The sequence below is a fragment of the Halopseudomonas litoralis genome (genome assembly GCF_900105005.1).
In the GTDB taxonomy this organism is placed as follows: domain Bacteria; phylum Pseudomonadota; class Gammaproteobacteria; order Pseudomonadales; family Pseudomonadaceae; genus Halopseudomonas; species Halopseudomonas litoralis.
Genome location: NZ_LT629748.1, coordinates 736,535 through 755,566 on the forward strand (window position 1 = coordinate 736,535; position 19,032 = coordinate 755,566).

General features: G+C 59.0%; 21 protein-coding genes. 11 read left to right on the plus strand and 10 right to left on the minus strand.

Going from position 1 to position 19,032, the window contains the following annotated elements; all coding sequences use genetic code 11:
* Positions 1 to 24: 24 nt before the first annotated feature.
* Positions 25 to 834: a M48 family metallopeptidase gene (locus tag BLU11_RS03675; RefSeq protein WP_090272092.1), complete on the minus strand. Its 810-nt coding sequence runs from the start codon at positions 832 to 834 to the stop codon at positions 25 to 27.
* Positions 835 to 952: 118 nt separating this feature from the next.
* Between BLU11_RS03675 and BLU11_RS03680 the strand changes: the two genes are divergently transcribed.
* Positions 953 to 3,085 carry a methyl-accepting chemotaxis protein gene (locus BLU11_RS03680; RefSeq protein ID WP_090272093.1) on the plus strand — a complete coding sequence of 711 codons (2,133 nt, stop codon included), beginning with the start codon at positions 953 to 955 and terminating at the stop codon, positions 3,083 to 3,085.
* 104 nt (positions 3,086 to 3,189) lie between these two features.
* On the opposite strand, the gene BLU11_RS03685 is transcribed toward BLU11_RS03680, so the two are convergent.
* Together BLU11_RS03685 and BLU11_RS03690 are read right to left on the minus strand one after the other, a co-directional pair.
* Complete coding sequence (locus BLU11_RS03685) at positions 3,190 to 3,840, minus strand: SOS response-associated peptidase (RefSeq protein ID WP_090272094.1); 651 nt, start codon at positions 3,838 to 3,840, stop codon at positions 3,190 to 3,192.
* A complete protein-coding gene (locus BLU11_RS03690; RefSeq protein ID WP_090272095.1) occupies positions 3,837 to 4,037 on the minus strand; it encodes a CPXCG motif-containing cysteine-rich protein in 201 nt (66 codons plus the stop codon). The genes BLU11_RS03685 and BLU11_RS03690 overlap by 4 nt, the downstream gene beginning before the upstream one ends.
* A 146-nt stretch (positions 4,038 to 4,183) precedes the next feature.
* On the opposite strand from BLU11_RS03690, the gene BLU11_RS03695 reads away from it, so the two are divergent.
* Positions 4,184 to 5,356 carry a 1-acyl-sn-glycerol-3-phosphate acyltransferase gene (locus BLU11_RS03695; RefSeq protein WP_090272096.1) on the plus strand — a complete coding sequence of 391 codons (1,173 nt, stop codon included), beginning with the start codon at positions 4,184 to 4,186 and terminating at the stop codon, positions 5,354 to 5,356.
* Here BLU11_RS03695 and BLU11_RS03700 read toward each other — a convergent pair.
* Complete coding sequence (locus BLU11_RS03700; RefSeq protein WP_090272097.1) at positions 5,324 to 5,599, minus strand: hypothetical protein; 276 nt, start codon at positions 5,597 to 5,599, stop codon at positions 5,324 to 5,326. The two genes, BLU11_RS03695 and BLU11_RS03700, sit on opposite strands and share 33 nt — an antisense overlap.
* 264 nt (positions 5,600 to 5,863) lie before the next feature.
* Here BLU11_RS03700 and BLU11_RS03705 point away from each other — a divergent pair, with 264 nt between their 5' ends.
* The 7 genes from BLU11_RS03705 (at position 5,864) to BLU11_RS03735 (ending at position 12,300) form a co-directional block, all read left to right on the plus strand.
* On the plus strand, positions 5,864 to 6,313 hold the full coding sequence (locus BLU11_RS03705) for an outer membrane lipoprotein (RefSeq protein WP_407920244.1): 450 nt from the start codon (positions 5,864 to 5,866) through the stop codon (positions 6,311 to 6,313).
* A gap of 252 nt (positions 6,314 to 6,565) precedes the next feature.
* A complete protein-coding gene (locus BLU11_RS03710; protein ID WP_090272099.1) occupies positions 6,566 to 9,355 on the plus strand; it encodes a monovalent cation/H+ antiporter subunit A in 2,790 nt (929 codons plus the stop codon).
* Complete coding sequence (locus BLU11_RS03715; protein WP_090272100.1) at positions 9,355 to 9,681, plus strand: Na+/H+ antiporter subunit C; 327 nt, start codon at positions 9,355 to 9,357, stop codon at positions 9,679 to 9,681. Before BLU11_RS03710 ends, BLU11_RS03715 begins: the two co-directional genes overlap by 1 nt.
* Positions 9,681 to 11,204: a monovalent cation/H+ antiporter subunit D gene (locus BLU11_RS03720; RefSeq protein ID WP_090272101.1), complete on the plus strand. Its 1,524-nt coding sequence runs from the start codon at positions 9,681 to 9,683 to the stop codon at positions 11,202 to 11,204. The genes BLU11_RS03715 and BLU11_RS03720 overlap by 1 nt, the downstream gene beginning before the upstream one ends.
* Complete coding sequence (locus BLU11_RS03725; protein WP_197674255.1) at positions 11,204 to 11,707, plus strand: Na+/H+ antiporter subunit E; 504 nt, start codon at positions 11,204 to 11,206, stop codon at positions 11,705 to 11,707. Before BLU11_RS03720 ends, BLU11_RS03725 begins: the two co-directional genes overlap by 1 nt.
* Complete coding sequence (locus BLU11_RS03730) at positions 11,692 to 11,961, plus strand: K+/H+ antiporter subunit F (protein WP_090272103.1); 270 nt, start codon at positions 11,692 to 11,694, stop codon at positions 11,959 to 11,961. The genes BLU11_RS03725 and BLU11_RS03730 overlap by 16 nt, the downstream gene beginning before the upstream one ends.
* A 9-nt stretch (positions 11,962 to 11,970) precedes the next feature.
* Positions 11,971 to 12,300 carry a Na+/H+ antiporter subunit G gene (locus BLU11_RS03735; RefSeq protein WP_090272104.1) on the plus strand — a complete coding sequence of 110 codons (330 nt, stop codon included), beginning with the start codon at positions 11,971 to 11,973 and terminating at the stop codon, positions 12,298 to 12,300.
* A 48-nt stretch (positions 12,301 to 12,348) separates the two neighbouring features.
* Here the strand turns inward: BLU11_RS03735 and BLU11_RS03740 are convergent, their stop codons facing one another.
* Positions 12,349 to 12,891 (minus strand): OmpA family protein, encoded by a 543-nt coding sequence (locus tag BLU11_RS03740; RefSeq protein ID WP_090272105.1) that lies wholly within the window; start codon positions 12,889 to 12,891, stop codon positions 12,349 to 12,351.
* A gap of 126 nt (positions 12,892 to 13,017) precedes the next feature.
* On the opposite strand from BLU11_RS03740, the gene BLU11_RS03745 reads away from it, so the two are divergent.
* Positions 13,018 to 13,671, plus strand: coding sequence for a hypothetical protein (locus BLU11_RS03745; RefSeq protein WP_090272106.1), 654 nt, complete (start codon positions 13,018 to 13,020; stop codon positions 13,669 to 13,671).
* A gap of 56 nt (positions 13,672 to 13,727) precedes the next feature.
* Here BLU11_RS03745 and BLU11_RS03750 read toward each other — a convergent pair whose 3' ends face one another.
* The 5 genes from BLU11_RS03750 to BLU11_RS03770 form a co-directional block, all read right to left on the minus strand.
* The gene (locus BLU11_RS03750; protein WP_090272107.1) at positions 13,728 to 14,429 is read right to left on the minus strand and encodes an ABC transporter ATP-binding protein; all 702 of its coding nucleotides are present in this window, start codon (positions 14,427 to 14,429) and stop codon (positions 13,728 to 13,730) included.
* Between the two features lie 3 nt (positions 14,430 to 14,432).
* Positions 14,433 to 15,203 carry a high-affinity branched-chain amino acid ABC transporter ATP-binding protein LivG gene (gene livG, locus BLU11_RS03755; protein WP_090272108.1) on the minus strand — a complete coding sequence of 257 codons (771 nt, stop codon included), beginning with the start codon at positions 15,201 to 15,203 and terminating at the stop codon, positions 14,433 to 14,435.
* Positions 15,200 to 16,456, minus strand: a complete 1,257-nt coding sequence (locus BLU11_RS03760) for a high-affinity branched-chain amino acid ABC transporter permease LivM (RefSeq protein WP_090272109.1) — start codon at positions 16,454 to 16,456, stop codon at positions 15,200 to 15,202. Before BLU11_RS03760 ends, livG begins: the two co-directional genes overlap by 4 nt.
* Positions 16,453 to 17,379, minus strand: a complete 927-nt coding sequence (livH, locus tag BLU11_RS03765) for a high-affinity branched-chain amino acid ABC transporter permease LivH (protein ID WP_090272110.1) — start codon at positions 17,377 to 17,379, stop codon at positions 16,453 to 16,455. Before livH ends, BLU11_RS03760 begins: the two co-directional genes overlap by 4 nt.
* Positions 17,380 to 17,445: 66 nt before the next feature.
* Complete coding sequence (locus BLU11_RS03770) at positions 17,446 to 18,573, minus strand: branched-chain amino acid ABC transporter substrate-binding protein (protein ID WP_090272111.1); 1,128 nt, start codon at positions 18,571 to 18,573, stop codon at positions 17,446 to 17,448.
* 152 nt (positions 18,574 to 18,725) lie between these two features.
* On the opposite strand from BLU11_RS03770, the gene BLU11_RS03775 reads away from it, so the two are divergent.
* On the plus strand, positions 18,726 to 19,025 hold the full coding sequence (locus tag BLU11_RS03775) for a DUF2288 domain-containing protein (protein ID WP_407920222.1): 300 nt from the start codon (positions 18,726 to 18,728) through the stop codon (positions 19,023 to 19,025).
* Positions 19,026 to 19,032 lie beyond the last annotated feature (7 nt).

Below are 19,032 nucleotides of genomic sequence, written 5' to 3' on the forward strand. Positions count from 1 at the left end.
CGGATTAGACTTATGTCTTAGAGGCTACTTTGCCGCATCATACAGCGGACGCACCTTCGGAATATTGTGCTGCAAATTTTGAATACGCCCTGAGGAGTTCGGGTGTGTGCTCATGAAAGCAGGCGGCTCGCCCTGGGAAGCGCCTGCCATCTTCTGCCACAGGGTCACCGCCGCGTCGGGCTGGTAGCCCGCACGAGCGGCCAGCTCCAGACCGATAAGGTCGGCTTCGGTTTCGTTGGAGCGGCTGTTCGGCAGGGTCAGACCATATTGCACCGCCATGTCGGCTGCCTGGCGTGTGCCTTCACCCAGACCCAGCAGAGAGCCGATGACCTGAGTACCCATCTGTGTGGTATAGGCGCGGGAAATTGCCTCGCGGCCGTGTTCTCGCAAGGCGTGAGCAATCTCATGGCCCATAATCTGTGCAATCTCATCGTCGCTCAGCTTCAGCTTGTCGACGATGCCGGTATAGAAGAGGATTTTGCCACCGGGCATGCAGCTGGCATTCAGTTCATCGCTTTTGATCAGGTTGACTTCCCAGTTCCAGGTACGGGCATCGGAACGGAAGTGATCCACCTCTTTCACCAGCCTGTCGGCGATGGTGCGCAAGCGCTTGAGCATTGCTGCGTTGGTGTTCAGCAGATTCTTGCTTTTCGCTTCGGCAAGCATCTCGTTATAGGACTCGGCCGCCATCTGGTCGACATCGGTGCTCGATAATGCGCTGAACATGTACTGGCTGCGGTCGACGCCGACAGCTCCGCCCTGGGTAGTTTGAACGCTTTCGCAACTGGCGAGCAGCAGGAACGGGAGGCAGCAGAGTAAGGGACGGATACGCATGACGGATTTTCCTACCGTGATGTTTGAGTAATGGACGCTGTGCACAATAGCAGATCATTGCTGAAGGTTTGACCACCCCCGCCGATAAAGTATTCAAGACGGTTTTAATGAGCCCCCCATGAAATTCAAATCCATACAGTTTTCCATCGCGGCGCTTGCAGGCGCCTGTCTGTTCGTCGCCGTAGGCGGTATGACCTTGTACGCGCTGGTCGCTTTTGATCGCAACCAGAGCATGGTTGTCGAGCGCAGTGAGCAGATACTGGAGCAGCATGTGCGCAGCAAGCTGGAAGCAGTAGCCAGTGCCGAGATGCTGCGAATCCGTCAGCAACTGGAGCAGCCGTTTGCCGTGAATGAGCAACTGGCCCTGCTCAACCGCCAGGTGGCGGACGTACAGGATGGTCTGCCGGCGGTAATGATCAGCCGTGAGGAGATGCTGCGCTATGTATACAAGGTGCTGGAGGATCAACCCGAGCTGCTGGCAGCTTATGTAGCCTGGGAGGCGGGCGCATTTGACGGGCTCGACGATCTCTATGCAGGAACCGGAAGGCCTGGGCATAGCCAGAGTGGGCAATTCATCCCCTACTGGTATCGCGAAGCGGATGGGTCGATAGCGCTTGATCTGCTTACGGAGCTGAATGACGAGACACTGCTGGATAATGGTATTCGTGCCGGTGAGTATTATTTCTGCCCACGGGATACCCAAGGGCCCTGCGTGATCGATCCGGCTCCTTATGACGTGGGCGATCGTACTGTGATGCTGTCATCCTTTACTGCCCCGATCATGCTCAATGGTGAGTTTCTGGGGATTGTCGGTGCGGACCTGTCGCTGGACTTTCTGCAGTCCATGCTTGAACAAAGCAATAGCCGCCTGTACGACGGCCTGGGGCATCAGGCGCTGATCAGTACCAACGATCGACTGGTGGCCTGGACGGGTAACGGAACTGCGCTCGGCCAGCATGCCGAGCAGGTGCTGGATACCGCTGAAATGGCAAATTTGAAGCGGCTGGCCGATCAACCCATTTATGAGGTGGATCGCGCCAATAACGAGATCGAGCTGTGGATGCCGGTACCGCTGGGTAACTCCGGCACCCGCTGGGCATTATTGATCAGCCTGCCGTTGGATGTGGTGATGGCGGAACTGCAAGCACTGGAAGACGAGTTGGTGCAGAACCAGTCGAGCGTCGCCGTGACCCTGGCAGTCATAGGTGCGTTGATCGTGTTGATTGGCTTGGGCGTTATGCTGTTGGTCGGCTACAGTCTGGCCCGCCCCGCGCGTCGCCTGGCGACCATGCTTGACGAGGTCGCTCAGGGCGAAGGCGATCTTACCCAGCGGCTGGAGATCAATCGCGCTGATGAGTTCGGTGATATTGCCCGCGGCTTCAATGCTTTTCTCGACAAGCTGCAGGGCATGATGCGAGAGGTGGTGGGCTCGGTGCAGCAGGTGACTGATGCCGCCGAGAACACGGCGGATATCGCCATGCGCACCAATGATGGCGTGCAGACCCAGCTCGGCGAGATCGAGCTGGTAGCAACAGCCGTCACCGAGATGACCGCGACGGCCCAGGATGTCGCACGTAATGCCGGACTGGCCGCGGAGGCCGCCGGCAATGCTCAGGGCTCGGCCAGCCACGGGCGTAAGGTGGTGCAGGACACGGCCGAAACCATCCAGAGCCTGGCGGCGGATATTGAACGTGCTGCTGAAACCGTACAGGCCCTTGCCCGTGACAGTGAGAACATCAGCTCGATCCTGGAAACCATTCGCGGGATTGCCGAGCAGACCAATCTGCTGGCGCTGAACGCGGCCATTGAAGCAGCACGTGCCGGCGATCACGGTCGCGGTTTTGCGGTGGTGGCGGATGAGGTACGAAACCTGGCCTTGAAGACGCAGAATTCCACTGAAGAGATTCAGCGGATGATCGAGCAGCTGCAGGCCGGTACCCGGCAGACGGTTACCGTCATGGAACAGAGCCGCAACCGCACCGTGGAAAGTGTCCTGCAGGCGGAAGAGGCCGACGCAGCGCTCACCTCGATTACCCAGGCGGTGTCGGTGATCAATGACATGAACATCCAGATAGCCAGCGCGGCGGAACAGCAGAGCGCGGTGGCCGAGGATATCAATCGCAACGTCAGCACTATCGGCGAGGTTGCCAACTCGGTGGCCGAAGGCGCCGGTGACGCTTCCAAGGCCAGTGCCGGCCTGACCAAGCTGGCTGAGCACCAGCGGCGGTTGATCAATCAGTTCAAGGTGTAACTGGAAGCTTTTGTAGCGGCCTTGGCTGGCCTGTCGGCGAGCGTCGCGCCGGGTTGGCACTCCTGCAGGCGTGAGTGTCCGGGGGAGATGTTTGATGAGAGCGGTTAATCGAGCCTGACGGCGTGCCCTGTCGGGTTGCAGCAATGCGGGCCCTGGGTGGCAGGGCTGCTGACTGCCGGGTTGACCGGATACATCAACTGTACCTGGGAGTCGGCATTCAGCAGCAGCGGTTGCAGGGCGCTGGGCGCGGTGGCATCAGCCAGCCAGATGGCCTGTTCGGCTCTGTTCAGAGTGACGGGCATGCGTGCGCCCAGGCGTGCCGGGAGGCCCTTGGCGGGGGCAGTGATCAGCGCGCAGCTGTCCCAGTAGGTGCCATCATCCAAGGCGTAGCGATCCCATAGTCCGGCCAGTGCGACGCCGCCATTCTGCTGCCTCAGATACCAGGGCTGCTTGCGCTGGCCCTGCTGCTGCCAGACATAGAAACCGTCCACCGGAATCAGGCAGCGCCGTTGCACCAGCGGTTCGCGGAACATGGGCTTGTCATGCAGGAATTCGGCCTGTGCCGAGAAGGGCGCGCGGCTGAGATCGCGCAGCCAGCCTGGTGTCAGGTTCCACAGCACCTGACTGCATTCGAGTTGCTTGTCCAGCTTGCGCAGGATCAGCAGTCGGTTACCGGGGCAGACATTCCAGTTGGGCGTCCAGTCTTCCGGCATCTCTGCCAGCGGCGCGCTGAACTGGGCGAGGCGGCCGCTCACAGCGGGTCGTCCTCGCGGCGCAGGTCCAGTTGGTAGCTATCCAGATCAGCATCGACCCATAAGTGAATCAATATCGGTTGGCAACATACCGAGCAGTCTTCTACATAGCTTTGCGAGCCGCCACTGAGGTCGACCAGCAGCCTGATCGGCTCGCCACAATGCGGGCAATTGCGGGTGCATTCATCCAACAATGGCATGGGCGTTCTCCTGGAAAGGGGCAATATGGGCAGCAGCCTGAGAGTCTAGCCCGTCCATCAATTCGACGAAACAGCCACTGGGTAATTGTGAGTCGAATCGCGGCGCCGCATAATGCGCGGTTTCCACCCAAGGTAATGAGGAATGCATGGGCGAGTTTGATGCCATCCGGCCCTATGGAGATGTTGAGGTATCTGAGGTTCTGCAGCGCTTGCTGCGGGACGAGGAATTGCTGCGGATGCTGGCCGGTTATCGCTTTCCACGGCTCAGCCGCTGGCTGCCGGGGGTGGCGTCGACAATGATCGCAGCCGGATTGCGCCGCGAGGTGCGGGCTATCGATACCGTCGATGCACTGCAGCATCGCCTCGAACCCTGGCTGGACAAGGTGATCGAGCGCAGTGCGCTGACCGTTACCTACAGCGGGCTGGAGCACCTCAGCAAGACCCAGCCGCATCTGTTTCTGGCCAATCATCGGGATATCGCCATGGATCCGGCGTTCGTCAACTACGCGCTGTATCACGGTGGGCATCCCACGCCGCGCATTGCGATCGGTGACAACCTGCTGCAGCGACCGTTCGTCAGCGACCTGATGCGCCTGAACAAGTGTTTTATCGTGCATCGTTCGGTTGCTGGTCGGCGGGAGAAACTCGCGGTCTATCAAACTCTCTCCGCCTACATCAATCACTCGATTCTGAGCGGGCATTCGGTGTGGATCGCCCAGGCCGAAGGCCGGGCCAAGGACGGCTGTGACCGCACCGACACGGCGATCATCAAGATGCTGTGCATGAGCCGCAAGGGCGAAACCTTTGCCGATGTGGTGCGCTCGTTGAATATCGTCCCGGTATCCATCGCCTATGAATGGGACCCCTGTGACCAGATGAAAGCACGGGAATTGGAGCAGCGGGAGCGTACCGGTGATTACAGCAAACAGCCGGGGGAGGACGACCGCTCCATTGCCATGGGCCTGACCGGTTACAAGGGGCGGGTGCATATCGCCTTCGGCAAGCCCCTGACCGGCGAACATCTAGACGCCAGAAGTGTGGCGGCGGAGGCGGATCGGCAGATCCTTGGGCTGTATCGCCTTTATCCGAGTAATTACCTGGCGATGGAGCAATTGTTGTCGGAGCAGCCGGAGGTCGATATCAGCGGCTGGCGCAACCAGTTCGAAGCATCCATGCTGGCAGCGGAAGAGACGCGGTTTGCCGAACGTCTGGCAGCCTGCCCGCCAGATCAGCGGGTTTGGTGGCTACGCCAATATGCCAACCCGGTAGCCAGCCGGCAGTTGGTGTCAGAACAGGCGGGCAGCGAGCGTCAGCAATAAGGCAAGCCCCAGGCATACTCCGCCGACCAGCATGAACATCCGGTTGGCGCGATGGTTGACGGTGTTGCTGCCTAGCGTCAACGAGCCGGTGGTGTCTGCTGCCAGGCTGGCGGCACGGGCAATACGTAGCTGCGTGGCGATGATCAACCAGCTGCCGCTGAGGCCATAGAATAACGCCAGGCAATTGAGCACAAATGCGCCATTGTTCAGATAATAGATCCACGCGGCCTGCAAAATGGGCATGCAACTTTCTCCGGATAGATTCGGTACTCGTGACCTTGGGGGTATAGTTGTTATTCTGGCTGGAACGTTGAGTAGGTTGATAATCGGTGCGCATTCTAGAGCAAACATCAGCGGAGCTCGATCCATTGCCCGGAAAACCCGATAAAAGGAGCCACGCAACATTCTTCCGCTGCTCGGGTCCAATTACACAGATGCTGACCGCAGACAACCAGGGGCCGTAAGGTTTTACTGCATACACATAGGAGCGACATCATGAACACGCGAATTCTCAAAAGCTGCCTGCTTGGTGCAATGCTGGTGTTAGGCGGCTGTGCTTCCGGGTTGACCGGCGAGACCTACAGTCGGGACGAGGCGCGCGCGCCGCAGACCGTACGCATGGGTACCGTTGAATCGGTGCGGCTGGTACAGATCGAGGGCACCAAAACCAACATCGGCACCGGCGCTGGTGCGGTGGTCGGCGGTGTGGCCGGCAGCTCTATCGGCGGTGGACGCGGCAGCATCATTACCGGTGTGCTGGGTGCGGTAGCAGGCGGCATGGCCGGTGCAGCCGCCGAAGAAGGCATCACTCGCAATCAGGGTATCGAGATTACCGTACGCGAGGATGGCGGCCAGACGCGGGCCTACGTACAGGAAGTTGATCCGAACATGTCTTTTGCCCCCGGCGAGAGAGTCAGAGTGCTGACGGTCAACGGAACATCCCGGGTCAGCAAATAGTCATTTTCATGGCGGGCCGGTCCCGGCCCGCTTGCCGGTCAGTTAAAATTCGGCGCATTGTTTTAACTTCAAATAAGCCAACCGCCACGCTATCGTGGCGGTTGGCCTGCGTTTTCCCATGCGAAAGCTGGCCTTTATCTCGATTCCCGCTATTAATTTGTAAAGCTTTTTCGTAGCCCCGCTGCGCTCACTGTGGATAATGGTCGCCCTGCCCGTGAGGGGAGAGTAGCTAAAACGTGGAGTCTGAACTGAATGACCTTGGCACTGATTGTCTTACTGCCTTTGATATGTGTTTTCCTGCCTCTGTTGGCGGATAGAAAAGGCCGTTCCCTGTGTGCCTTGGCGACCATGCTGGCCCCGGTACTGGGGTTGGTTCTGCTGTGGAGCCAAGCCCCCACTGTGTTCGACGGTGGGGTGGTGGTGCAAAGCTGGTCGTGGATTGAACGGCTCGGGCTGAACATCAGTTTTCGACTGGATGGCCTCAGCTTTCTGTTTGCCCTGCTGATTCTCGGTATCGGCATTCTGGTTATCATCTACGCCCGCTATTATTTGTCGAAGAACGATCCAATGGGCCGCTTCTTCTCCTTCCTGTTGTTGTTCATGGCTGCCATGCTGGGTGTGGTGCTGTCGGAAAACCTTTTGCTGATGATGTTCTTCTGGGAGCTGACCAGTCTGTCGTCCTTCCTGCTGATCGGCTATTGGTCGCACTCCTCGGACGCGCGCAAAGGTGCGCGTATGGCTCTGGTGATCACCGGTGGCGGCGGCCTGGCATTGCTGGCGGGGGTTCTGCTGCTGGGTCAGGTGGTCGGCAGTTACGAACTCAGCGTGGTGCTCGCCTCGGGCGATGGGATTCGCGAACATGCCCTGTATCCGGTGATTCTGGTATTGGTGCTGCTGGGTGTGTTCACCAAATCCGCGCAATTTCCATTCCATTTCTGGCTGCCCCATGCCATGGCGGCGCCAACGCCGGTATCGGCGTATCTGCATTCGGCAACCATGGTCAAGGCCGGGGTATTTCTGCTGGCGCGGCTGTATCCGGCGCTGTCAGATACCGATCTGTGGTTCTTTCTGGTCAGTGTCACGGGCATGGCCACCTTGCTGTTGGGCGCCTGCACCGCGCTGTTCCAGCATGACCTCAAGGGGCTGCTGGCCTATTCGACCATCAGTCATCTGGGCCTGATTACCCTGTTATTCGGGTTGGATACGCAACTGGCTGCGGTCGCCGCCGTGTTCCACATCATCAATCACGCGACGTTCAAGGCCTCGCTGTTCATGGCCGCGGGGATCATTGATCACGAGACCGGTACCCGGGACATGCGCCGGATCAATGGCTTGTGGAAATACATGCCGCATACTGCAACGCTGGCGATGGTGGCGGCATCTGCGATGGCCGGTGTTCCACTGCTCAATGGCTTCCTCAGCAAGGAAATGTTCTTTACCGAGACACTTCAACAACACCAGTTCGGTAACTACAGTTGGATAGTGCCCCTGGTTGCGGTGTTGGCCGGCCTGTTTTCGGTGGCCTATTCGCTGCGTTTCATTCATGACGTGTTTTTCAACGGCAAACCGGTGAACCTGCCGAAATTTCCACCGCATGAGCCGAGCCGCTACATGAAGATTCCGGTGGAGATCCTGGTCGGGCTGTGTCTGCTGGTGGGCTTGCTGCCGGGCTTTACAGTGGCTGCGCTGCTGGCGGTAGCCGCCAGTGCGACCTTGGGTGGAGATCTGCCGGAATACAGTCTCGCCATCTGGCACGGCTTCAATCTGCCGTTAGCCATGAGTTTTGTGGCATTGATGCTGGGTGTGATGATCTACTTTGGTCGACGTCAACTATTGGGTTGGTACGTGCATCTGCCACAGCTGGATGCGAAGAATACCTTCGAGCGCTTTATCCAGCGTCTGGTAAACCTGGCTGCGGGGTTTATCCTGCGTATCGAGGCTGTGTCGCTGCAGCGCTATCTGCTGTGGATGCTGCTATCGGCACTCTTGGTGAGCGGCTATTGGCTGCTGCAGTTGCCGTCGCTGCGCGGCACGGTGCCGATGACGCAGGTGGACGGTGCTACGCTGACCTGCGCGCTGCTGCTGATGGCGGCGGCCGCCGCGACGGCGATCTGGCATCGGCGGCGGTTGGTTTCCCTGGTCATGCTCAGCGTGGTGGGGTTGTTTGTGGCGCTGGCCTTTGCCCGGTTCTCTGCACCGGATCTGGCGCTGACTCAGCTGTCCGTTGAGTCTGTCACCATCATTCTGATGATGTTGGCGCTATTTTTCCTACCACGTACCACGCCAGTGGAGTCATCGACATGGGGTCGTGGTCGCGATCTGCTGATTGCCGGACTGACTGGGGCTCTGGTGACCGTGCTATGTCTGGCGGTACTGACGCGCCCTTATGACAGTATTGCCGGCTTCTTCCTGGCCAACAGTCTGACCGGGGGCGGCGGCACCAATGTGGTGAACGTGATATTGGTGGATTTCCGTGGCTTCGATACCATGGGCGAGATCACGGTGCTGGCGATCGCAGGTGCGGCAATCTACGCGCTGATCAAGGGGCTACGCCTCAGCAGGCCGGTAACGGATACTGCCGAACGCGTCTGGGCGCAGGACACGCATCCCTTCATGCTGGTGAATCTCTCGCGGCTCATCCTGCCGCTGGCATTGATGGTGTCGATGTACATCTTCCTGCGTGGTCACAACCTGCCGGGTGGCGGTTTCATTGCCGGCCTGATTACAGCCGTGGCTCTGATTCTGCAATATATCGCCAGCGGCAATGCCTGGACTCGTGCACGCTGGGGCATCGATTACCATCATCTGGCGGGTGCCGGTGTTGTCATTGCAGGTCTTACCGGCGTGGGCAGTTGGCTGTTCGGCTATCCATTCCTGACCAGTGCCTTCGATCATTTTGCCATACCTCTGGTGGGTGAAATCGAACTGGCTACGGCGATGCTGTTCGATCTGGGGGTCTATCTGACCGTGGTTGGAGCTACCCTGTTGATCCTTTCCAATCTGGGCAAACTCTCAATCACTGCTGTCAGGGAGCCGCAATAATGGAGCTGCTGTATGCCCTCACGCTGGGTGTGTTGACCATGTCCGGAGTCTATCTGCTGTTACGGGCACGTACCTTTCCGGTGGTAGTGGGGCTGACCTTGATCAGTTATGCGGTCAACCTGTTCCTGTTTGCCATGGGCCGGTTGCATACCGGTAAGCCGGCGGTGCTGGCTGAAGCAGCTGAATATGCCGATCCGTTGCCGCAGGCGCTGGTGTTGACGGCGATCGTGATCGGCTTTGCCATGACCGCCTTTGCTCTGGTACTCGCGTTGCGCGGGCAGGGCGAGTTGGAAAGTGACCATGTCGATGGACGGAGAAAGTCTTGATGGGTCATTTGCCAATTCTGCCGATTCTTCTGCCCATGTTCACGGGTGCACTGTTGTTGCTGAGTGGTCGGCGCGGCGAAGGGTTCAAACGCCTGCTGTGCCTGTTGGCGACGTTGCTGCAGATCCCGCTCGCGCTCATGCTGATGGGGCAGGCAGGCGACGGGCTGCAGGTCTATGCTGCCGGTAACTGGATGCCGCCGTTCGGTATCGTGCTGGTGGTGGATCATTTGTCAGCACTGCTGCTGATGGTCACCGCAATACTGGCGACGGCGGCCGTAATCTACGCCATCCGCGGCGATGACCACCTTGGCCCGAACTTCCATGCGTTGTTCCAGTTCCAGTTGATGGGTATCAACGGTGCGTTCCTGACTGGAGATCTGTTCAACCTGTTCGTGTTCTTCGAGATTCTGCTCATCGCCTCCTATGCCTTGCTGCTGCATGGCAATGGATCGGCTCGCGTGCGTTCAGGGATCCACTACGTCCTGCTCAATCTGTTTGGCTCGGCGCTGTTTCTGATCGCGGTAGGCACTCTGTACGGTGTCGTCGGCACGCTGAACATGGCCGACCTGTCGCAGCGTATTGCGCAGCTGTCGGCAGAGGATGCGCCGCTGGTGGGCGCAGCAGCCATGTTGTTGCTGGTGGTCTTCGGCCTCAAAGCGGCGGTATTTCCCTTGTATTTCTGGCTGCCGAGAGCCTATGCCGCGGCCACGCCCCCGGTGGCTGCGCTGTTTGCCATCATGACCAAGGTCGGTATCTATTCGATTCTGCGGGTCTATACGCAGATCTTCGGCGAGACGGCCGGCCCACTGGCCTATCTGGCCGAATCCTGGTTATGGCCAGTAGCGCTGCTGACACTGGTGCTCGGGACTATCGGCGCGCTGGCAGCCGGTACCCTCAATGGTCTGGTCGCTTACCTGCTGGTGGTCTCGGTCGGCACCTTGCTGGCGGGACTCTCCCTGGGGAGTCATGAGGCTCTGGTAGGCAGTCTCTATTATCTGGTGCATTCCACCTGGATCTGCGGGGCCTTGTTCCTGCTTGCAGGTGTTATTTCCCGTTGCCGCGGCCCGCGCTTTGTCAGCCGCCTGGTTCCAGGGCCAGCCCTGCCAAAACCGATGCTGCTGGGTGGGCTGTTCTTTGTCGCGGCGATATCGGTGATCGGGCTGCCGCCGCTGTCCGGCTTCCTCGGTAAGCTGTTGCTGCTGCGTTCTGCTGGTACCGGTATGGAGGCGGCCTGGCTCTATCCACTGTTGCTGGGTAGTGGTCTGATCGTGATCATTGCCGGCAGTCGCGCCGGCAGCAGTCTGTTCTGGCGGACCGACCCAGCCGCCAGCGGCGGAGAGCCGCTGGATGGCATACGTGTGGTGTCGGTGATATTGCTGCTGTTGTGTTCACCGCTGCTGGTGGTGTTTGCGGATCCCATGCTCGACTATCTGGATGCCACAGCCAGGCAATTGCTGGACCCTGCCAGCTATGCCCAACAGGTTCTGAACAGCCAACCCACAGCTGGCGGAGGTGGACATTGATGACCGTAAAATCCTGGTTCCCACACCCATGGCTCAGTCTGCTGTTGCTGGTGGTCTGGCAATTGCTGATGAATGGAGTGTCGGCAGGCTCATTGATCATGGGCGCAGTGCTTGGCCTGCTGATCCCCATTCTGACTCACCTGTTCTGGCCGGACCCGCCCAGAGTGCACCGGCCGCTGGTGTTTATGGGGTTTGGTTTTCGCGTGCTCAGCGATATTCTCATGGCCAATTTCGAGGTGGCCAAACTGATCCTCGGGCCCAGCCGTCGGTTGCAGCCAGCCTTCGTTGTCTATCCGCTTGATCTGCGCCACGAGTTCAGTATCAGCCTGTTGGCCACCACCGTCTCACTTACCCCGGGTACAGTGTCGGCGGATGTCAGCCAGGATCATCGCAGCCTGTTGATACATGGGTTGGATGTGCCTGATGAACGGGAGCTGATCAATACCATCAAACAGCGTTATGAGAAGCCGCTGATGGAGGTATTCGAATGCTCCAGAACGTAATCATCATCTGTCTGGGCATGATATCGGTGGCGATGGTGCTCAATCTGCTGCGCCTGTTCAAAGGGCCGGACCTGCCCGACCGCGTACTGGCGCTGGACACCCTGTATATCAACGCCATTGCGCTGATCGTGCTGATGGGCATGTTGTTGCGATCCAGTCTGTATTTTGAGGCGGCATTACTGATCGCGGTCATGGGCTTTGTCGGAACGGTGGCAGTAGCCAAATATCTATTGCACGGCGATATCATCGAATAAGGAGCACTCATGGAAAGCGCTATCGAATGGCTGGTGGCTGCCTTGTTGCTGCTTGGCAGTCTGTTTGCTCTGATTGGCTCATTCGGCCTGTACAAGTTGCCTGATTTCTACATGCGCCTGCATGGGCCGACCAAGGCGACTACCCTGGGTGTTGGCTCGCTGGTGCTGGCATCCGTGTTGTATTTCAGTGCGGAAGGGGAGGTCGGGTTGCACGAACTGCTGATCACGCTGTTTCTGTTCATGACGGCACCCACCAGCGCCAGCATGTTGGCCAAGGCAGCGATGCAGGTGCATGTTCAGCGGGTGGAGCGTACCAAGGGTCAGCCTTGGGAGCAGTAAGAGAGTAGTGTGCGATCAGGCCGGAATATGCCGGCCTGATCCGCGGAATTACTTCGCCAGCGCGATGCTGGTGGGGTAGGGGGTAAGGATGATTTCGACCCGGCGGTTCAGCTTGCGGCCGGTGTACGTGGAATTATCCGCACGGGGCTGGTTGTCGGCCATGGCGCGCAACTGCATGCGCTGGCGCTCGATGCCGCCGAGTCGCAACACACTGGCCACCGCTTGCGCCCGCTCCATGCTCAGCTTCTGGTTCAACTCATGACTGCCATCGCTGTCGCTGTGGCCGGTGACTGTCAGCTGGCTGGCGCTGTCGACCTTGAGAGCCTGGGCAATCTTGCTCAGCGGTACCAGGCCGGAAGGCAGGAGCAGGGTACGCTTGGGATGAAAATTGCCATCCACCGGAATCAGCAAACGGATCTGCTCACCTTCGCGTTCAACCTCGTAACCTTGCTGTTCGGCAATGCTGGTGATATTGACTATGCGCGATTCGGCCCAGGAGGGTGCCGGCGGAGCCTGTACGCTTTCCTGCTTGGAGGAACAGGCGGTGACGAAAACCAGAGACGCAAGGGCGAACGTTTTTATGATATTCATGTTCTATCCAGACAGTGGGTAGTCAATTCGAAAGTGCATACAGATTAGCACCGCATAGTCGAATTGTGATCACCAAACACAAGCAATTCATCGGTTTATGGCCGATTCTTCAAAGAGGTTCACATTATGGCAGTTTGGTTTGGCCGGTTACCGGTATTGGCAGGCATGCTCTTCTCCTTGACATTGACCGGTTGTGCGTCCTGGTCGCTCTGGCCAGTAGGGCAGAAATCTGCCGGCCAGCAGCGGGTATCAGGGCTGCTGGAGCGTGGCGATCATTGGACATTCAGACCCTGTGGTCAGGAGCACGACCGCTTGCTTCAACCAACTCCCGAACTGGAAAAGCTGTTCGACAATGTCAGCCAGCCGGGGCAGTTGTCGATGTTCGCAGAACTCGTGGTGACGGAAGAAAATGGCCGCTGGATAGTACAGAAAACCCATCGTCTGCAGTCCACTGGGCGTGGCTGCATGGACAACAGCGCCAAGGCGAGTCAATGGGTAGGTTTCAGCTACGACCCGGCCTGGCGGGTGGATATCACTGCGCAGGGGATGCAATTGACAACCGAGGATGCGGAGAGCGGACGGCAATTATCGACCATCAGCGAGCAACTGCCTGATGGTGTGCAGGTGTTTCGCGGCGTGCATGATCAGGGACTGGAACTGTGGCTATACCCGTCCGGCTGCATCGAGCGCAGCACCGGCGATTATCATCACCTGAGCGCTACCTTGGTGCGTGATGGGCAACGACTGCGAGGTTGTGGGTATCAAGGCGCCAAGCAGTAAGTAGAGAGGCCTTTGTGGGGCAGGCTTGGCCGCGAACAGCCTGGCATAGAGACTGTTCAGGCCCCCAGATACGCTTCGCGTACCTGGGGATTGGCCAGCAATTCCTCGCCGCTGCCCTGCATGATAATGCGGCCGTGCTCCATCACATAGCCGCGGTCGGCCAGTTTCAGCGCCTGGTTGGCGTTCTGTTCGACCAGAAAGATGGTCACACCCTGACGGCGCAGCTCTTCAATGATCTCGAAAATCTGCTGAATGATGATGGGTGCCAGTCCCAATGAAGGTTCATCCAGCAGCAATAATCGGGGCCGGCTCATCAATGCCCGGCCAATGGCGAGCATCTGCTGTTCGCCACCGGACATGGTGCCGGCGCGTTGCTGATAGCGCTCCTTAAGACGCGGAAACAAGGCCAGGGCGGCTTCCAGTTGTGATTGAACCTGATCACGCTCCAGAAAGAAGGCGCCCATGGCCAGATTCTCTTCCACCGTCAACCGGCCGAACACGCGTCGCCCCTCCGGTACTATGGCTATATCCCGGCGCATGATATCGCAGGTGTCCATACCGGCCAGTTCGTCATCCTGATAGCGGATGCTGCCGCTGACCGGGGCCGGATCGCCACAGAGGGTCATCAGCAGCGTGGTCTTGCCTGCGCCGTTGGCGCCGATGAGAGTGACGATTTCACCCTGTTGCACCTCCAGACTGACGTTGTGCAGTGCCTGGATCTTGCCGTAGAAAGTATTGACGTCGGTGAAGGACAGCATGGTTCAGGTCTCTCCCAGATAGGCTTTGATCACCTCGGGATCACGGCATACCTGCTCAGGTGTTCCCGCCGCCAACGGACAGCCCTGATTGATCACCACCACATGATCGGAAATACCCATTACCAGTTTCATGTCGTGCTCGATCAGCAAAATGGTCAGCCCATGCTCGCTGCGCAACTCTGCGATCAACGCCTGAAGGTCGACGGTTTCCCGTGGATTGAGGCCGGCGGCGGGCTCGTCGAGCATCAGCAGCCGGGGTTGAGTGACCATGCAGCGGGCGATTTCCAGGCGGCGCTGTTGACCGTAGGCCAGGGTGCCGGCGGTACGGTTGGCAAACTCCAGCAGACCGGTACGCTCCAGCCATTGCGCGGCACGGTCCAGCGCTTCCTTTTCGCTGCGGCGAAAGCTCGGCGTTTTCAGCAGGCCAGCGAGCATATTGGTATTCATGTGATGATGTTGGGCTACCAGCAGATTCTCCACTACGCTCATCTGCTTGAACAGCCGCACATGCTGGAAGGTCCGCACCATACCCATGCGCGCCAGTTTGAAGCCGGGCATGCCGCTGACTTCTTCACCATGAAAGCGGATGCTGCCGGCGCTCGGCTTGTAGAAGCCGGTCAGGCAGTTGAAAACGGTGGTCTTGCCGGCGCCATTGGGGCCGATCAGCGAGACGATCTGGCCTTCCTCGACCTGCAGTGCTACCTGATCCACTGCCAGCAGACCACCGAAGCGCATGCACAGGCCGGATACATCCAGTAACGGGGCGGCGCTCATGTGCGCAACTCCATGTGCGGACGCTTCATCGGCAGCAGGCCCTGGGGTCGCCAGATCATCATCAGCACCATCAGCAGGCCGAACAGCAACATGCGGTACTCATCGAACTGGCGCGCCACTTCGGGCAACAGTGTCATGATGATCGCGGCCAGAATCACCCCCAGCTGGGAGCCCATGCCCCCGAGTACGACAATCGCCAGAATGATCGCCGACTCGATGAAGGTGAAGGATTCGGGGCTGATGAAGCCCTGACGCGCAGCGAAGAAGCAGCCGGCAAAACCGGCGAAGGTGGCGCCGATGGTGAAGGCGTTGAGCTTGACCGCGGTGGGATTGATGCCCAGTGAGCGGCAGGCGACCTCGTCCTCGCGCATCGCTTCCCAGGCGCGTCCCACCGGCATCCTCAGCAGCCGGTTGATGACGAACAGGGTCAGCAGCACCAGTAACAGGGCGAGAAAGTACAGGAACATCACCCGGTGCACCGAGTTGAATTCGATACCGAAGAAGTCGTGGAAGGTCTGCATTCCTTCGCTGGCGCGGCGGCTGAACTCCAAGCCGAACAGCTCCGGTTTGGGGATGCTGCCGATACCGTTGGGGCCGTTGGTCAGACTGGTGAGGTTGTTAAGCAGAATGCGGATGATTTCGCCAAAACCCAGGGTGACGATGGCCAGATAATCGCCACGCAGACGTAGCACCGGAAAGCCCAGCAAAAAGCCGAACAACGCTGCCATCGCGCCCGCGGCGACCAGCCCGGTCCAGAAGCCAATGCCGAAATACATTGCCAACAGGGCGTAGGTATAAGCACCCACGGCGTAGAAGCCGACATAGCCCAGGTCCAGAAGGCCGGCCAGACCGACCACGATATTCAGCCCCAGCCCGAGCATCACATAGATAAGCACCAGAGTCGCCATATCGATATTGCTGCGATTGCCGAAGAACGGCCAGACCAGGGCGGCGGCGATCAGAAAACACCAGGTCAGCCTGTGTACCGCCGGCCGCGCGGCCAGGATACTGAAGGCGGCGGGAGTGCGGGGCAGGGCGGGGAGCTGGGACCAGAGCGCGGCCAGCTGGTCGCGGAACAGGTTGAACAGGAAAATGAACAATGCAGCGCCAGCAATTTTCAACGCCACATCCGCCCCTGCACCAGTCAGCACCAGGCTGATGCCCTGCTGGTTCAGTCGCACACCCATCAGCAAGCCGCTGAGCACTACCACAACCACGGCAGAGATCAGTGCCGGTTTCAGATTGCGCATCATACCTTTTCCACCTCCGGGCGCCCGAGAATGCCGCTGGGGCGGAACAGCAGAATCAGGATCAGCAGACTGAAGGCCACCACGTCTTTGTACTCGCCGCTGAAATAGCCTGCCGTCATCGCCTCAGCCACGCCCAGCAGCAGGCCGCCGAGCACCGCCCCGGGAATGCTCCCGATACCGCCGAGCACGGCTGCAGTGAAGGCTTTCAGTCCGGCCATGAAGCCGATGTAGGGGTTGATTACGCCGTAGTACATACCCAACAGCACGCCAGCTACCGCGGCCAGGGCGGCACCGATGATGAAGGTAAGGGCGATGATGCTGTTGGTGTTGATACCCAGCAGGTTGGTCATCTTCAGGTCTTCGGCACAGGCGCGACAGGCGCGGCCCATGCGCGAGCGGGTGATGAACAGGGTCAGCAGCGTCATGCTGATCAGGGTCACCACGAAAATGATTATCTGCATGTAGGACAGGGTGGCGTGAAAGCCGGTGGCCGGACCTATGTCGATACCGCCGCGCACCAGGTTGGGCATGGCGATATCCCGCGAGCCCTGGGCCAGACGTACCAGGTTCTGCAGAAAGATCGACATGCCGATGGCGGAAATCAGCGGGATCAGGCGGTTACCGCCGCGCAGGGGCCGATAGGCGACTCGTTCGATGCTGTAGCCGTAGGCACTGGTGACGATCATGCTGACTACCAGCGCAGCGATGATCAGCAAGGGCAAGGATTCGATACCCAGTAACGCCAGGGCAGCCAGCACGATGAAGGCGATGTAGCTGCCGATCATGTATACCTCGCCGTGGGCGAAGTTGATCATGCCTATGATGCCGTAGACCATGGTGTAACCGATGGCGATCAGTGCATAGGTACTGCCGACGGTCAGACCGTTGAGCAGTTGCTGAAGCAGATAGTAGAAACTGTCGGGCATGGCAACAGACTCTTCTGAAACATCCTTGAACACGGGGCCGGCGATTGCCGCCGACCCCGAACTACGTTACTTGCTCAGTGCGGTCTTGGTACCGTCTTCGTGCCACTCATAGACAACGAAATTGAAGTCTTTCAAATCGCCCTTTTCATCAAAGGCCAGCTTGCCGGTGGGGGTGTCGAAGGTATTGTTGCGCAAAGCCTCGGCGACGTCGAAGGGGTCGGTGCTCTCAGCCAGGCGGATGCCATCGGCAATCACCTGTACCGCAGCGTAGGAGGGGAAGACGAAGGGGCCGCGCGGGTCCTGCTTGCGTTCCTTGAACGCTTCGACAAGAGGAGCGTTTGCCGGGTCTTCGTCGAAGGCCTTGGGCAGGGTCACCAGCATGCCCTCGGCGGCCGCACCGGCGATCGCGCTGATATCACTGTTACCGACGCCTTCCGGTCCCATGAACTTGACGTTGAGCCCTTGCTCTCTGGCCTGGCGTAGAATCAATCCGAGCTCGGGGTGATAACCGCCAAAGTAGACGAAGTCCACCTGCGCTTGACGCAGACGTGCAATCAGTGCGGAAAAGTCCTTGTCGCCAGCGGTGATGCCGTCAAAGATCGGCACGTCGATACCTGCCTCGGTCAGCACGCCGCGTACGGCGGTGGCAATACCTTCGCCATATTGCTGCTTGTCATGAATGACCGCTACTTTTTCCGGCTTGATGTTCTCAACGATGAACTTACCGGCGGTCGGGCCCTGCAGGCTGTCCAGGCCGATGGTGCGGAAGATCAGTTCATAACCCCGGCTGGTGATATCCGGGCTGGTCGCCGCAGGTGTGACCATCAGAATGCCTTCGTCCTCGTAGATATCCGTGGCGGGCTGAGTGGAACTGGAGCAGAGATGGCCGACCACGAAGCTGATGCCATCGTTGACAATGCGGTTGGCTACCGCGACCGCCTGTTTCGGATCGCAGGCATCATCGAAGACCACGCCTTCCAACTGGCTGCCGTTAACGCCGCCAGCCTTGTTGATCATGTCGATTGCCATATTGGCGCCGGTGAACTGCATATCACCATACTGCGCGACGGCACCTGTGACCGGGCCGGCGAGCGCTATTCTGATAGTCTCGGCGGCCAGCGTCAGGCTGCTGATACCCGCCAGGGCGGTGACTGCCACGAACTGAGAAAGGACTTTGCGATGTGTCTTTTTCATGCCAGTTGCTCACTGTTTTATTGGAGTTGTATTTGAACTGTAGCGGAGGCGATGCCGTCTGGCCATACCGCCGTGCATATCGCAACTGGATATTGCATATGGCGCTGTGATGGTTACCATGCGCAGCATCATTTTCCATGAGGTAGAAAATCATGTCCGCGCCAAGCGAAACCTACGCCGCCATTCTCGGCGCCACCGCCCAGATCGAATGGAATGCTCTGGAGCGGCACTTTGCCCGGGGCGAATTGTTGGTAGTCGACCGGGTACTGGATCTGGTGGCGGTCGCTCAGGCGTTCATTGACGATGACAGCGAGAAAGTACAGAGCTGGATGGCGCAGAACCAGGTGGCAGTGGCGACCGACGAACAGGCAGCGGATTGGCTGGAGCGCAATCCTGATACCCTGTGGGCCGTGGTGATCAGGCCGTGGGTGTTGGTGCAGGAGCGGGATTGAACGGGCG

Coding starts and splice junctions, on each gene's coding strand:
- BLU11_RS03675 (WP_090272092.1), bottom strand. CDS start 834: ATGCGTATCCGTCCCTTACTCTGCTGCCTCCCGTTCCTGCTGCTCGCC.
- BLU11_RS03680 (WP_090272093.1), top strand. CDS start 953: ATGAAATTCAAATCCATACAGTTTTCCATCGCGGCGCTTGCAGGCGCC.
- BLU11_RS03690 (WP_090272095.1), bottom strand. CDS start 4,037: ATGCCATTGTTGGATGAATGCACCCGCAATTGCCCGCATTGTGGCGAG.
- BLU11_RS03695 (WP_090272096.1), top strand. CDS start 4,184: ATGGGCGAGTTTGATGCCATCCGGCCCTATGGAGATGTTGAGGTATCT.
- BLU11_RS03700 (WP_090272097.1), bottom strand. CDS start 5,599: ATGCCCATTTTGCAGGCCGCGTGGATCTATTATCTGAACAATGGCGCA.
- BLU11_RS03710 (WP_090272099.1), top strand. CDS start 6,566: ATGACCTTGGCACTGATTGTCTTACTGCCTTTGATATGTGTTTTCCTG.
- BLU11_RS03715 (WP_090272100.1), top strand. CDS start 9,355: ATGGAGCTGCTGTATGCCCTCACGCTGGGTGTGTTGACCATGTCCGGA.
- BLU11_RS03720 (WP_090272101.1), top strand. CDS start 9,681: ATGGGTCATTTGCCAATTCTGCCGATTCTTCTGCCCATGTTCACGGGT.
- BLU11_RS03725 (WP_197674255.1), top strand. CDS start 11,204: ATGACCGTAAAATCCTGGTTCCCACACCCATGGCTCAGTCTGCTGTTG.
- BLU11_RS03730 (WP_090272103.1), top strand. CDS start 11,692: ATGCTCCAGAACGTAATCATCATCTGTCTGGGCATGATATCGGTGGCG.
- BLU11_RS03735 (WP_090272104.1), top strand. CDS start 11,971: ATGGAAAGCGCTATCGAATGGCTGGTGGCTGCCTTGTTGCTGCTTGGC.
- BLU11_RS03740 (WP_090272105.1), bottom strand. CDS start 12,891: ATGAATATCATAAAAACGTTCGCCCTTGCGTCTCTGGTTTTCGTCACC.
- BLU11_RS03745 (WP_090272106.1), top strand. CDS start 13,018: ATGGCAGTTTGGTTTGGCCGGTTACCGGTATTGGCAGGCATGCTCTTC.
- BLU11_RS03750 (WP_090272107.1), bottom strand. CDS start 14,429: ATGCTGTCCTTCACCGACGTCAATACTTTCTACGGCAAGATCCAGGCA.
- livG (WP_090272108.1), bottom strand. CDS start 15,203: ATGAGCGCCGCCCCGTTACTGGATGTATCCGGCCTGTGCATGCGCTTC.
- BLU11_RS03760 (WP_090272109.1), bottom strand. CDS start 16,456: ATGATGCGCAATCTGAAACCGGCACTGATCTCTGCCGTGGTTGTGGTA.
- livH (WP_090272110.1), bottom strand. CDS start 17,379: ATGCCCGACAGTTTCTACTATCTGCTTCAGCAACTGCTCAACGGTCTG.
- BLU11_RS03770 (WP_090272111.1), bottom strand. CDS start 18,573: ATGAAAAAGACACATCGCAAAGTCCTTTCTCAGTTCGTGGCAGTCACC.
- BLU11_RS03775 (WP_407920222.1), top strand. CDS start 18,726: ATGTCCGCGCCAAGCGAAACCTACGCCGCCATTCTCGGCGCCACCGCC.